This window comes from Massilia cellulosiltytica (assembly GCF_047325105.1).
GTDB lineage: Bacteria > Pseudomonadota > Gammaproteobacteria > Burkholderiales > Burkholderiaceae_D > Telluria > Telluria orientalis.
The window spans coordinates 5,260,103-5,273,214 of record NZ_CP168562.1 but is presented as its reverse complement, the minus strand read 5'-3'; the positions used below and the strand labels follow the sequence as shown (position 1 = coordinate 5,273,214).

The following is a 13,112-nucleotide window of genomic DNA, read 5'->3' as shown; positions in this document are numbered from 1 at the left end:
TAATGCAATCACCTTAACGACCAAAACAAACGGAGACCACATGAAGGCATTCCAACCCAAAGTCCTCGCCCTCGGCCTTGCCGCCGCATTCTGCGCCGGCGCCGCGTTCGCCCAGGTGAACGTCACCGTCGACGCGTCCAAGCCGGGCGCGGTGATCGACAAGGACGTCTACGGCCAGTTCGCCGAGCACCTCGGCACCGGCATCTACGGCGGCCTGTGGGTTGGCCCGGATTCGAAGATCCCGAACACCAAAGGGTGGCGCAACGACGTCGTCGGCGCGCTGAAGGACATGCACGTGCCGCTGGTCCGCTGGCCGGGCGGCTGCTTCGCCGACGAATACCACTGGCGCGAAGGCATCGGCCCGCGCAACAAGCGTCCGGTGAAGGTCAACACGAACTGGGGCGGTGTGCCGGAAAACAATGCGGTCGGTACGCATGAATTCTTCGACCTCGTCGAGATGCTGGGCGCGGACGCCTACGTCAACGGCAACCTGGGCACCGGCACGCCGCAGGAAGCGGCCGAGTGGATCGAGTACATGACGTCGGAAGGCAAGTCGACGCTGGCCGAACTGCGCGCGAAGAACGGCCATCCGGCGCCGTTCAAGGTCGCCTATTTCGCCATCGGCAACGAGTCGTGGGGCTGCGGCGGCAACATGCGTCCCGAGTACTACGCCGACCTGTACCGCCAGTGGAACACGTTCCTGAAGGCGCCGCAGCACCTGCGTCCGAAGATGATCGCCAGCGGCGGCACCGGCGACGACACGGCATGGACCGACATCCTGTCGCGCGACCTGAAGGGCCGCACGGACGGCATCAGCTTCCACTACTACACGCTGCCGACCGGTAAATGGGAAGTGAAGGGCGCCGCCACCGGCTTCCCGGAATCGGAATGGTTCTCGACGATGTCGCAGACGCTGCGCATGGAAGACTTCGTCCGCAAGAACGTCGCGATCCTCGACAAGAACGACCCGGAGAAGAAGATCGGCTTCGACGTGGACGAGTGGGGCACCTGGTACGACGTCGAGAAGGGTACCAACCCGGGCTTCCTGTTCCAGCGTAACACGATCCGTGACGCCGTCGTGGCCGCGCTCAACTTCAACATCTTCCATGCCCACGCCGACCGCGTGCGCATGACGAACATCGCGCAGATGGTCAACGTGCTGCAGGCGATGATCATCACCGACAACGAGAAGATGCTGCTGACGCCGACCTACCACGCCTTCAAGATGTACGTGCCGTTCCAGGGCGCGACGTCGCTGCCGGTTTCGCTGTCGAACAACACGACCTACGGCTCGAACGGCCAGGGCGTGCCGGGCATCAGCGCGTCCGCCGCGAAGGCGAAGGATGGCAAGACCTACGTCGCCCTCGTCAACACGAACCCGCATGAGGCAACCGACGTGGTCCTGAACGTCGCCGGCCAGAACGTCGGCGCCGTGCGCGGCCAGCTGCTGACGGCCGATGCGATGGACGCCCACAACACCTTCGAGCACAAGGACGCCGTGAAGCCGGTGCCGTTCAGCGCCACCGCCAGCGGCGGCAAGCTGACGATCAAGGTGCCGGCCAAGTCGGTGCTGGTCGTGGCTGTGGAAGGCTGACGCGTGAAGGTGCACGCAATCGCGGCAACGATGCTGCTGGCCGGGGCGGCCCATGCCGCCCAGGTCGGCGTGCACGATCCCGTGATGGCGAAGGACGGCAACACGTACTACCTGTACAGCACCGGCCCCGGCATCACGTTCTACTCGTCGTCCGACATGCTGCACTGGAAGCCGGAAGGCCGCGTGTTCGCGGGCGAACCCACGTGGGCGAAGCGTGCGGCACCTACGTTCAACGACCATATCTGGGCGCCGGACGTTCACCAGCACAACGGCCGCTGGCTGCTGTACTACTCGGTGTCCGGCTTCGGCAAGAACACGTCGGGCATCGGCGTGACGGCCAATGCGACGCTCGACCCGCGCGCGCCGGACTACCGCTGGGAAGACCAGGGCATGATGGTGCAGTCGGTGCCGGGCCGCGACCTGTGGAACGCCATCGACCCGAACGTCGTCGAGGACGACAAGGGGCAGGGCTGGATGAGCTTCGGCTCGTTCTGGGGCGGCATCAAGCTCGTGAAGCTGGACGACAGCTGGACGAAGCTCGCCGAACCGCAGGAATGGCACACGATCGCGCGCCGCGAGCGTCCCGCGTTCACGCCGGACGAGGACGCGGCACCGGCCGAGATCGAAGGACCATTCATCTTCAAGAAGAACGGTTACTATTACCTGTTCGTCTCGTGGGGCCTGTGCTGCCGCGGGCCGAAGAGCACGTACCACGTCGTCGTGGGACGCGCACAGGACGTCAAGGGGCCGTACCTCGACCGCCAGGGCAAGGATATGGCCAAGGGCGGCGGCTCGCTCGTCGTCAAGGGCGACAAGGACTGGCAGGGCCTCGGCCACAACAGCGCCTACACGTTCGACGGCAAGGACTACCTCGTGCTGCACGCCTACGAGACGGCCGACAAGTACAAGCAGAAGCTGAAAGTGATGGACATCCGCTGGGACAAGGATGGCTGGCCCACGGTGGACGCCAAAGACCTCAACAAGTATGTGAGCGAAGAACTGAAATGAAGCCGACCCGCATCGCCGCGCTGTTGTTCACCCTGGGCGCGACGTGCGCCCAGGCCGCCGACCTGTTCCCGCTGCAGGCCGTGCGCCTGGGGCCCAGCCCCTTCCTCGATGCCCAGACGACGGACCTGAACTACCTGATGGCGATGGAGCCGGACCGCCTGCTGGCGCCGTTCCTGCGCGAAGCGGGGCTCACGCCGAAGCAGCCCAGCTACGGCAACTGGGAATCGTCGGGCCTGGACGGCCACATGGGCGGGCACTACCTGTCGGCCCTGGCGTTGATGGTCGCGTCGACCGGCGATGCGGAAGTCAAGAAGCGCCTCGATTATTTTGTCGCGGAGCTGAAGCGCGCGCAGACGGCCAACGGCGACGGCTACGTGGGCGGCGTGCCCGGTGGCCGCGCCGCGTGGCGCGACGTCGCCGCGGGCAAGCTCCATGCGGACAACTTCTCCGTCAACGGCAAGTGGGTCCCGTGGTACAACCTGCACAAGGTCTACGCGGGGCTGCGCGACGCGTACCGCTATGCCGGCAACGAAGATGCGAAGGCGATGCTGATCGCGATGGCCGACTGGGCGCTGCGCCTGACCAGCCGCCTGACGGACGAGCAGATGCAGCAGATGCTGAAGGCCGAACACGGCGGCATGAACGAGGTGCTGGCCGACGTCGCACAGATGACGGGCGATTCGCGCTACATGGACCTGGCGCTGAGGTTCTCGCACCAGGCCATCCTGCAGCCGCTGGAACAGCACGAGGACAAGCTGACGGGCCTGCACGCGAACACGCAGATCCCGAAAGTCATCGGCTTCAAGCGCATCGGCGAACTCACGGGCCGCAAGGACATGGCGGATGCAGCCGCGTTCTTCTGGCAGACCGTCGTCGACCACCGCACGGTAGCCATCGGCGGCAACAGCGTCAGGGAGCACTTCCATGACGACAAGGACTTCAGCCCCATGATCAACGAGGTCGAGGGGCCGGAGACCTGCAACACGTACAATATGCTCAAGCTGACGGAGATGCTGTTCGAGACCTCGGACAAGGCCTCCTACGCGGACTACTACGAGCGCGCGCTGTACAACCACATTCTCGCGTCCGAACATCCGGGCACGGGCGGCTTCGTGTACTTCACGCCGATGCGTCCGAACCACTACCGCGTGTATTCGCAGGTGGACCAGGCGATGTGGTGCTGCGTGGGCTCCGGCATCGAGAGCCATGCGAAGTACGGCGAATTCATCTACGCGCATGAAGAGAAGGATGGAAAGGCGGCGCTGTTCGTGAACCTGTTCATCCCGTCGACGCTCGACTGGCGCGAGAAGAACGTCAAGGTCACGCAGGCGAACAACTTCCCCGACCAGGCCAGCACGCGCATCACTGTCGACGGCGATGCCAGGTTCGCGCTGAAGATCCGCTATCCGGCCTGGGTCGCGCCGGGCAAGCTGGGCGTGAAAGTGAACGGCAAGGCCGTGAAGGTCGATGCGGCACCGGGCAGCTACGTCAGCATCGAGCGTGCGTGGAAGAGGGGCGACCGCGTCGACGTCAGCCTGCCGATGACGATGCGCCTCGAGCAGATGCCGGACAAGTCGAATTACTACGCGGTGCTGTACGGGCCCGTCGTGCTGGCCGCCAAGACGAATCCATTCCCGACCGAGCACCTGAACTTCCTCGCGGACGATTCGCGCATGGGCCACAGCCCGTCCGGCCAGGTATGCCCGCTGGAGGCGGCGCCGACCTTCGTCTCGGACAGCAAGGATTTCACCCGGCGCTTCAAGCCGGTAAAAGGCAAGCCGCTGACGTTCACGGCGCCCGGCGTCGTGCAGGGCGGGGCGGGGTCGTCGACGGAATTCATCCCGTTCTTCCGCCTGCACGACTCGCGCTACATGATCTACTGGCAGCAGAGCACCCCGGCCGAATTCGCCCGCATGAAAGAAGAGAACGCGGCGAACGAAGCGGAGCGCCTGGCGCTGGACGCGCAGACCATCGACCAGGTCGCGCCGGGTGAGCAACAGCCGGAATCGGACCATGGCTTCAAGGGCGAGGGTGCGGACGCGGGCCTCAACAACGGCCGCCACTGGCGCCATGCCACCAAGTGGTTCAGCTACCAGTTGAACGATCCCAGGCACGAAGCGAAGGCGCTGCGCCTCACGTTCGCGCGCGGGGACGCGGGCCGCAGGTTCGACATCGTCGTCGATGGGCAGCGGATCGCCGAAGTGGAACTGGCGGCCGGCGAGGCGCAGGAGTTCTATACGCGCGACTTCGCGCTGCCGCCCGCGCTGGTGCAGGGCGCGAACGGCAAGCTGGAAGTCAAGTTCGTCGCGAAGGAAGGCTCGATGGCGGGTGGGTTGTACGGGCTGCGATTGATGCGTTGACCTCCGATCCGTCGTCCCCGCGCAGGCAGGGACCCAAGTTGCACGCGTCAACGCGGCGCATGCGGAGCTTGGATCCCCGCCTGCGCGGGGATGACGTTTTTCTTACGCAGCGGTACTAAGGTGGCGCTAACGCTTTGCCTGCGCCCGCGCCATCTTGTTCAACACCTTCCACCTGGCCCGCTCCGCGATACGATCCAGCGGCGTCGCCGCCGCATGCCGCACCTCGCGCAACAGCTTGTGATAGTTGCGCAGCCGGTCCGCATCCACGGCGCCGCGCACCGCGCATCCCGGTTCCTCCACGTGCGAGCAGTCGTGAAAGCGGCAGTGCGCCGCCAGCGTCTCGATGTCGTCGAACGCAGCGTTGACGTCGTCCTCGTCGGCGTCCGGCTGCCAGCTGCGCAGGCCCGGCGTGTCGATCACGCAGGCGCCGCCCGCGCACAGGTGCAGCGAGCGTGACGTCGTCGTGTGGCGGCCGCGGTCGTCGCCCTTGCGTACGCCGCCCGTCTGCTGCCGCGCGCCGGTCAGAGTGTTCGTGAGCGTCGACTTGCCCACGCCGGACGTGCCGAGCAGGACGAGCGTCTGGCCTTCTCCGGTCCACGGTGCCAGCGCGTCTGCGGCGCCCGCTTCCTGCGGATGCGCGCGCACCACGGGCACCGTCGCCGGCAGGCGCGCGCCCACTTGCGCCGCTTTCGTATCCGCGTCGGGCACGAGATCGCCCTTCGTCAGCACGATCACGGGCGCCACGTCGCAGGATCTGGCCACCATCAGGTAGCGCTCCAGCCGGCGCAAATTGAAATCGCCGTCGAGGCCCATCACCAGCAAGGCCGTGTCGACGTTGGCCGCCAGCCGCTGGCGCGTGCCGTGGGCATCGCGCCGGACCAGTTCATTCAGCGGGTCGACGAGCGTGTGGACCCACGCTTCGTCTTGCTCGTTGAGGTGGAACAGCACCCAGTCGCCGACGGCAAGCGAGGCGTCGAGGGATGGATGCGGCCGGGCAGGAAATTCCCGCAGGCCGTCGTGGAGGACGAGGACGGTGCGGTGCACGCTCGCCACGCGCGCGGGTCGTCCGCGGTCGTGCAGGGCGAGGCGTGCGGCGATGGGGGTGGTGAGTCCGATGCGGCGCAGTGCCGCGATATCGAAGGCTATCATGGTCGTTGTGTTCCTGTTGCGAAGCGCGCGGACGCGCGGGCACGCTGCCGCACGCAATAAGCTGCGGCGGCAACGGTGGATTCGGTCAGGGATAGTCGGCGCGGCTGGCGCGCCCATTCGCAACGACGATGAGCGACGACGGTGATCGGCGGAGAAAGGCGGTCAGGCGGCCGACGGGAGGGCAATATCCGGCTGGTTCATGGGGCGCTCCTCGTCAGTGAATGAAAAGGGAAGTATAGCGCGGCAGCTCGGCCATGCAACCGACATTTGTATTGATGTCGAAATGGATATGTCTACCGTCAAAAAAATGATTGGATAGATATGTCAGTTCTGTCATAGTATCCATGCACAACAATTCCGGAGACTAAGTGATGATCATCACCCGCAGGACCCTCCTGGGCGCAGCTGCCGCCATCGCGTGCGCCGCCGCCATCCCGGCATTCGCCGCCAAACCCCTCACGATCGGCTTCTCGCAGGTCGGTGCCGAAAGCGAATGGCGCACCGCGAATACCGCCTCGATCAAGGACGCCGCCAAGAAGGCCGGCGTCAACCTGAAATTCGCCGACGCCCAGCAACAGCAGCAGAACCAGGTCAAGGCCATCCGCTCGTTCATCGCCCAGCGCGTCGACGTGATCGCGTTCTCGCCGGTCGTGGAAACCGGTTGGGAGACCGTGCTGCGCGAAGCGAAGAACGCCAAGATCCCCGTGATCCTGACCGACCGCGCCGTCAAGGTCACCGATCCGTCGCTGTACGTCAGCTTCATCGGTTCCGACTTCGTGGAAGAGGGCCGCCGCGCCGGCCGCTGGCTGCTGGATTACGCCAAGAAGAATGGCGACAAGCCGCTGAACATCGTCGAGCTGCAGGGCACGACCGGTGCCGCGCCCGCGATCGACCGCAGGAACGGTTTTGCCGAAGTCATCGGCACGAATCCGAAGCTGAAGGTCATCCGCTCGCAGACCGCCGACTTCACCCGCGCCAAGGGCAAGGAAGTCATGGAAGCCTTCCTGAAGTCGGAAGGCAAGAAGATCAACGTGCTGTACGCGCACAATGACGACATGGCCATCGGCGCGATCCAGGCCATCGAGGAAGCGGGCCTGAAGCCGGGCAAGGACATCATCATCATCTCGATCGATGGCGTGAAGGGCGCGTTCGAAGCCATGAAGGCCGGCAAGCTGAACGTGACGGTCGAGTGCAATCCGCTGCTCGGTCCGACGCTGATCCAGACGGCGCAGGACGTCGTGGCCGGCAAGCCGGTCCCGAAACGCATCGTCGTCAACGAGGGCGTGTTCCCGGCTGAGGTGGCGGCGAAGGAACTCCCGAACCGCAAGTACTGATCGGGCGGGGCATGATCGATTCGAAGAAGCCGGTGCTGGAAGTCACCGGCATCCATAAAGCCTTCCCGGGAGTGAAGGCGCTGTCCGATGCCGGACTGCGCCTGTTCCCCGGCGAAGTCCACACGCTGATGGGCCAGAACGGCGCGGGCAAGTCCACGCTGATCAAGGTTCTCACCGGCGTCTACCAGCCGGACGCCGGCAGCATCGTGCTGGAGGGCCGGGCCATCCAGCCGCGCTCCACGCAGGATGCGCAGAACCTCGGCATCAGCACCGTCTACCAGGAAGTCAATCTGTGCCCGAATTTGTCGGTCGCGGAAAACATCTTCATCGGCCGCTATCCGCGCCGCTTCGGCATGGTCGACTGGCGCTCGATGCGGTCGCAGGCCATGGCGCTGCTCGCGCGCCTCGAGATCCACGTCGACGTCAGCAAACCGCTCGCCGATTACCCGCTCGCGATCCAGCAGATGGTCGCCATCGCCCGCGCGCTGAACACGGAATCGCGCGTGCTGATCCTCGACGAGCCCACGTCCAGCCTGGACGAGGCGGAAGTGCAGATGCTGTTCTCGGTGCTGCGCCGCCTGCGCGAAGAGGGCATGGCGATCCTGTTCGTCACGCACTTCCTCGACCAGACCTACGCGATCTCCGACCGCATCACCGTGATGCGCAACGGCGAGCGCGAAGGCGAGTACGCCTGTGCGGACCTGTCGCGTCTTGCCCTCGTCAACAAGATGATCGGCGCGCCGGCCGACGCGGAGCACGCGGCCGAAACGGCAGCGGCAGGCGAAACGAATGAACACGGTGAGGTCTTCCTGCGCGCCCGCGGCATCGCGCGCAAGGGTGTGCTGTCGCCGGTCGACCTGGAAATCCGCCGCGGCGAATTGCTGGGCCTTGCCGGCCTGCTGGGCTCCGGCCGCACGGAAACGGCGCGCCTGTTGTTCGGCGCCGATAAAGCCGACAGCGGCAGCTTCGACATCGACGGCAAGCAGGTGAGCTTCTCGAATCCGCGCGACGCGATTCGCGAGGGCATCGGCTTCTGCTCGGAAGACCGCAAGCATGAAGGCGCGATCCTCGCGCTGTCCGTGCGCGAAAACCTGATCCTCGCGTTGCAGGCGCGGCAGGGCATCTTCCGCGCCATTCCTTTCAAGCGCCAGCAGCAGCTGGCGACCGACTACGTCAAGTGGCTGGGCATCAAGACGGCCAGCATCGAGACGCCGATCGGCACGCTCTCCGGCGGCAACCAGCAGAAGGTCTTGCTGGCGCGCTGGCTCGCGACCGATCCGCGCCTGATGATCCTCGACGAACCGACGCGCGGCATCGACGTGCGCGCCAAGCAGGAAATCATGGATTACGTCAGTAACCTGTGCCGTAAGGGCATGTCCATTCTCTTCATCTCGTCCGAACTGCCGGAAGTGCTGCGCGTGTCCGACCGCATGATCGTCATGCGCGACCGCAAGGCGTGCGGCGAATACCAGCGCGGTGAACTGGACGAGACGTCCGTGCTGCACGTGATCGCAGGGGAGACGGCATGAGCACGACCGGCGCTACCGTCAAACCGTCCGCGCAGGCGGCGGCATCGCGCACCGCCTGGCTGCAGCACCCGCTCGTGCGGCCGCTGGGCGCGCTCGTCGCGCTGCTGCTCGTCGACGCGTTCCTCGTGCCCGGCTTCTTCCACCTGCAGGTCAAGGAAGGCCACCTGTACGGCGCGATCATCGACATCCTCAACCGCGCCGCGCCGCTGATGCTGGCGGCGCTCGGCATGACCCTGGTCATCGCCACGCGCGGTATCGACATCTCGGTGGGCGCCGTCGTCGCGCTGTCCGGCACCGTGTCCGCGATGCTGATCGGAGGCAGCGAGCCCACGACGCCAATGGCGCTCGCACTGGCGGCCTCGCTGGGTGTCGCGCTGCTGTGCGGCCTGTGGAACGGCGTCCTCGTTGCCGGCATCAAGCTGCAGCCGATCGTCGCCACGCTGATCCTGATGGTGGCGGGCCGCGGCCTCGCGCAGCTGCTGACGGACGGCCAGATCGTCACCGTGTACTACGAGCCGTTCTTCTTCCTGGGCAGCGGCTACCTCGCCGGCCTGCCGTTCTCGCTGTTCGTCGTCGCTGCCGTCTTCGCGGCCACGCTGCTGCTGGTGAAGAAGACGGCCCTCGGCCTGTTCATCCAGGCGGTCGGCATCAATCCGGTGGCGGCGCGCCTCGCGGGCCTGCGCACGGCGACCCTGATCACCTTCGTGTACGTGTTCTGCAGCGCCTGCGCGGGCCTGGCCGGCATGCTGATCACGTCGAACATCAAGAGCGCGGACGCGAACAACGCGGGCCTGCTGCTGGAGCTGGACGCGATCCTCGCCGTCACGCTGGGCGGCACGTCGCTGGCCGGCGGCAAATTCAGCCTGGTGGGCAGCATGATCGGCGCGCTGATCATCCAGACCCTGACCTACACGATCTACTCGCTGGGCGTGCCGCCCGAAGTGAACATGGTCGTCAAATCCATCGTCGTCTTCGTCGTCTGCATCTCGCAGTCGAGCGAATTCAAGAACATCCTGCGGAGGTCCGCATGAGCGCGGTCGCAACCGGTACCCGCGGCGTCACGAGCGCGCCGTGGTTCACGTCTCTCGTCACCGTGGTCCTGCTGGTGGCGATGCTGGGCATCGGCGGGTCGGTGTACCCGGGCTTCCTGTCGCTGCAGGTGATCTTCAACCTCCTGATCGACAACGCGTTCCTGCTCGTGATCGCGGTGGGCATGGGCTTCGTGATCCTGGCGGGCGGCATCGACCTGTCCGTCGGTTCCGTGCTCGCGCTGTCGACGATGATCTCGGCCTGGCTGCTGCAGCACGCGCACTGGCCGCCGGCCGCCGTCATCGCGCTCGTGCTGCTGCTGGGCGCGTGCTTCGGCGGCGCGATGGGCGCGATCATCCACCTGTTCAAGCTGCAGCCGTTCATCGTCACCCTGGCCGGCATGTTCCTGGCGCGCGGCCTGTGCTACCTGATCAGCGTCGAGTCGATCACGATCGATGACCCGCTGTTCACGGCGATGTCGCAGACGCAGGTGCCCATCCTCGACGGCTTCCTGTCGCCGGGCGCCATCATCGCGCTGGTCGTGCTGCTGGTCGCCATCTGGCTCGCGCACTTCACCGCGTTCGGCCGTGCCGTGTACGCCGTCGGCGGCAACGAGCAATCTGCCGCGATGATGGGCCTGAACGTGGGCCGCACCAAGGTCCTCGTGTACGCGCTGTCGGGCTTCTGCGCGGCGCTGGGCGGTGTGCTGTTCGCCTTCTACATGCTGTCCGGCTACGGCCTGCACGGCCAGGGCACGGAGCTCGATGCCATCGCCGCCGTCGTCATCGGCGGGACGCTCCTCACCGGCGGCTACGGCTACATCGCCGGCGCATTGTCGGGCGTGCTGGTGCTGGGTGCCATCCAGACGCTGATCGCCTTCGACGGCACGCTCAGCTCGTGGTGGACCAAGATCGTCATCGGCGCACTGCTGTTCGTCTTCTGCGTCGTGCAGAGGGTGATGGGCGGCCGCGCGAAGCAATAACAAGTCACGTTGCCACGGCGTTGAACTTGCGCCCCCGCCCCCGCGGGGGCGACGGGGGCTTATTGCCCACCGAATAAACATAAAAACTGGAGACTACATGCTCAAGCCCCTGATCGCTGCGACGCTGCTCGCGACGACGGCACTCGCCGGTGCCGCCAACCCCCTCACCAGCAGGATCTTCACCGCGGACCCCGCGGCCCTCGTCGACAACGGCCGCGTCTACCTGTACGTGGGCCACGACGAAGCCCCTGTCGGCGGCAAGGATTACGTGATGAACGAGTGGAAGGTGTTCTCCAGCTGCGACATGCAGCACTGGACCGAGCACCCGGCCGGCGTGCCGTTTTCCACGTTCAAATGGGCCGCCAGGGACGCCTGGGCCAGCGACGTCACCAAGCGCAACGGCAAGTACTACCTGTACGTGACGGTCGAGCACAAGACGATCCCCGGCAAGGCGATCGGCGTGGCCGTGTCGGACAGCCCGACGGGCCCGTTCGTCGACGCGCGCGGCACGGCCCTGATCACGAACGACATGACGCACGAGACGGAAATCAGCTGGGACGACATCGACCCGGCGATCTTCGTCGACGACGATGGCCAGGCCTATCTGTACTGGGGCAATACCGTCATGAAGTACGCGAAGCTGAAAGCCAACATGACGGAACTGGACGGCCCGATCCACACGGTGGGCCTGGACCAGTTCACGGAAGCCTCTTACCTGCACAAGCACGCCGGCAAGTACTACCTGTCGTATTCGCGCAAGTGGCCGGAAGAGACCGTGTACATGACGGGGCCGACGGCCACCGGGCCATGGTCGTATGGCGGCGTGATCATGGAAAAGAACACGAACGTCGGCACGATCCACCACGCGATCATCGACTTCAACGGCAAGTCCTACATCATTTATCACAACGGCAAACTGCCGACCGGTGGCGATTACCGACGCTCGGTCGCCATCGAGGAAATGCACTACGGTCCGAACGGCAAGATCCTGCCCGTACCGCAGACTGAGCAAGGTCCTGCCGCCAATCCGTCGGCAGCGTGCAAGCGATAAAAGTTGCGCGCCAATCTGCGTAAAACCGATATCGATAATGATATGATTGTCTGATGGACACGACCAATCCGAACTGGTTTCTCAAGGCCCGCCTCAAGACGCGTCAACTGCTGCTGTTGATCGCGCTGGACGACTACCGCAACATCCACCGCGCGGCCGACGAACTGCACATGACGCAGCCGGCCGCCTCCAAGCAGATCAAGGATCTGGAGGAGATGCTGGACGTCAAGCTGTTCGAACGCCTGCCGCGCGGGATGGAGCCGACGATCTACGGCGAAACGATGATCCGCCACGCGCGTATGGCCCTGACGAGCCTGGCGCTGGCGCACGACGACATCGTCACGCTGAAGGCCGGCCTCACGGGCCAGGTCGAGGTTGGCGTGATCATGACGCCCGCGATGGCGCTCCTGCCGCGCGCCATCGCCCGCGTCAAGGAAGAGGCCCCGCTGCTGCGCATCGGCGTACAGCTGGAAACCAGTAACCTGCTGCTGGACAAGCTGCAGCATGGCACGCTGGACTTCATGATCGGCCGCATCTTCGACACCGGCGACACCTCCGGCCTGATCTACGAAGAGCTGACGGAGGAACCGGCCTGCGCGGTCGTGCGCCCCGGCCATCCGCTGCTGGAACGCAAGAACCTCACCTTGCAGGACATCGCGCCGCTGCCGTGGATCGTGCCGCCGCACGGCAGTATCCTGCGCTACCGCTTCGACATGATGTTCCGCCGCGCCGGCCTGGAACCGCCCGCGAACGTCGTCGACACGACGGCGATGCTGATGATCACGGCGCTGCTGCAGCAGACGGATTCGCTGCACGTGATGCCGATCGAGGTGGCGCAATACTATGCGTCGCTGAACGTGATGCGCATCCTGCCCATCGAGATCCCGTGCAAGATGGATGCGTTCGGCATCATCCGTCACCAGGACCATTTGCTGTCGCCGGGCGCCGACCTGCTGCTGCGTGCCGTGCGGGCCGCGGCCAAGGAAATTTATTGAGTTTGCACCAAAGTGTTGCGTGCAAACTTCATCATTTAAATATATTGCCCTGATTTAACATCTCGACATCGACTCGACTCT

Annotated in this window: 10 protein-coding genes; 9 read left to right on the top strand and 1 reads right to left on the bottom strand. The window is 65.3% G+C overall.

The features are described from left to right. The first annotated feature begins 40 nt into the window (after nt 1-40). Genes ACEN9H_RS23015 through ACEN9H_RS23005 form a run of 3 tightly spaced genes read left to right on the top strand, consistent with a single transcriptional unit; the run spans nt 41 to nt 4,962 of the window. On the top strand, nt 41-1,594 hold the full coding sequence (locus ACEN9H_RS23015) for an alpha-N-arabinofuranosidase (RefSeq protein ID WP_056126370.1): 1,554 nt from the start codon (nt 41-43) through the stop codon (nt 1,592-1,594). A 3-nt stretch (nt 1,595-1,597) separates the two neighbouring features. Further along, the gene (locus ACEN9H_RS23010) at nt 1,598-2,602 is read left to right on the top strand and encodes an arabinan endo-1,5-alpha-L-arabinosidase (protein ID WP_413672203.1); all 1,005 of its coding nucleotides are present in this window, start codon (nt 1,598-1,600) and stop codon (nt 2,600-2,602) included. Beyond that, a complete protein-coding gene (locus tag ACEN9H_RS23005) occupies nt 2,599-4,962 on the top strand; it encodes a beta-L-arabinofuranosidase domain-containing protein (RefSeq protein WP_413672202.1) in 2,364 nt (787 codons plus the stop codon). Before ACEN9H_RS23010 ends, ACEN9H_RS23005 begins: the two co-directional genes overlap by 4 nt. 126 nt (nt 4,963-5,088) lie before the next feature. Here ACEN9H_RS23005 and rsgA read toward each other — a convergent pair whose 3' ends face one another. Next, complete coding sequence (gene rsgA / locus ACEN9H_RS23000; protein ID WP_413672201.1) at nt 5,089-6,111, bottom strand: ribosome small subunit-dependent GTPase A; 1,023 nt, start codon at nt 6,109-6,111, stop codon at nt 5,089-5,091. A 371-nt stretch (nt 6,112-6,482) separates the two neighbouring features. On the opposite strand from rsgA, the gene ACEN9H_RS22995 reads away from it, so the two are divergent. From ACEN9H_RS22995 to ACEN9H_RS22970, 6 genes are all read left to right on the top strand, one after another. Next, the gene (locus ACEN9H_RS22995) at nt 6,483-7,445 is read left to right on the top strand and encodes an ABC transporter substrate-binding protein (RefSeq protein WP_056126376.1); all 963 of its coding nucleotides are present in this window, start codon (nt 6,483-6,485) and stop codon (nt 7,443-7,445) included. An 11-nt stretch (nt 7,446-7,456) separates the two neighbouring features. Further along, complete coding sequence (locus tag ACEN9H_RS22990; RefSeq protein WP_413672200.1) at nt 7,457-8,974, top strand: sugar ABC transporter ATP-binding protein; 1,518 nt, start codon at nt 7,457-7,459, stop codon at nt 8,972-8,974. After that, complete coding sequence (locus ACEN9H_RS22985) at nt 8,971-10,005, top strand: ABC transporter permease (RefSeq protein WP_056126380.1); 1,035 nt, start codon at nt 8,971-8,973, stop codon at nt 10,003-10,005. Before ACEN9H_RS22990 ends, ACEN9H_RS22985 begins: the two co-directional genes overlap by 4 nt. Beyond that, nucleotides 10,002-10,985: a galactofuranose ABC transporter, permease protein YjfF gene (gene yjfF, locus ACEN9H_RS22980; protein ID WP_056126382.1), complete on the top strand. Its 984-nt coding sequence runs from the start codon at nt 10,002-10,004 to the stop codon at nt 10,983-10,985. Before ACEN9H_RS22985 ends, yjfF begins: the two co-directional genes overlap by 4 nt. A gap of 97 nt (nt 10,986-11,082) precedes the next feature. After that, nucleotides 11,083-12,036 carry a glycoside hydrolase family 43 protein gene (locus ACEN9H_RS22975; protein WP_413672199.1) on the top strand — a complete coding sequence of 318 codons (954 nt, stop codon included), beginning with the start codon at nt 11,083-11,085 and terminating at the stop codon, nt 12,034-12,036. A 53-nt stretch (nt 12,037-12,089) separates the two neighbouring features. Further along, nucleotides 12,090-13,031 (top strand): LysR family transcriptional regulator, encoded by a 942-nt coding sequence (locus ACEN9H_RS22970; RefSeq protein ID WP_036238599.1) that lies wholly within the window; start codon nt 12,090-12,092, stop codon nt 13,029-13,031. Nucleotides 13,032-13,112 lie beyond the last annotated feature (81 nt).

Bases quoted from the DNA above. Each gene is read 5' to 3' on its own strand.
- ACEN9H_RS23015 (WP_056126370.1), top strand. From the start codon at position 41: ATGAAGGCATTCCAACCCAAAGTCCTCGCCCTCGGCCTTGCCGCCGCA.
- ACEN9H_RS23005 (WP_413672202.1), top strand. From the start codon at position 2,599: ATGAAGCCGACCCGCATCGCCGCGCTGTTGTTCACCCTGGGCGCGACG.
- rsgA (WP_413672201.1), bottom strand. From the start codon at position 6,111: ATGATAGCCTTCGATATCGCGGCACTGCGCCGCATCGGACTCACCACC.
- ACEN9H_RS22995 (WP_056126376.1), top strand. From the start codon at position 6,483: ATGATCATCACCCGCAGGACCCTCCTGGGCGCAGCTGCCGCCATCGCG.
- ACEN9H_RS22990 (WP_413672200.1), top strand. From the start codon at position 7,457: ATGATCGATTCGAAGAAGCCGGTGCTGGAAGTCACCGGCATCCATAAA.
- ACEN9H_RS22985 (WP_056126380.1), top strand. From the start codon at position 8,971: ATGAGCACGACCGGCGCTACCGTCAAACCGTCCGCGCAGGCGGCGGCA.
- yjfF (WP_056126382.1), top strand. From the start codon at position 10,002: ATGAGCGCGGTCGCAACCGGTACCCGCGGCGTCACGAGCGCGCCGTGG.
- ACEN9H_RS22975 (WP_413672199.1), top strand. From the start codon at position 11,083: ATGCTCAAGCCCCTGATCGCTGCGACGCTGCTCGCGACGACGGCACTC.
- ACEN9H_RS22970 (WP_036238599.1), top strand. From the start codon at position 12,090: ATGGACACGACCAATCCGAACTGGTTTCTCAAGGCCCGCCTCAAGACG.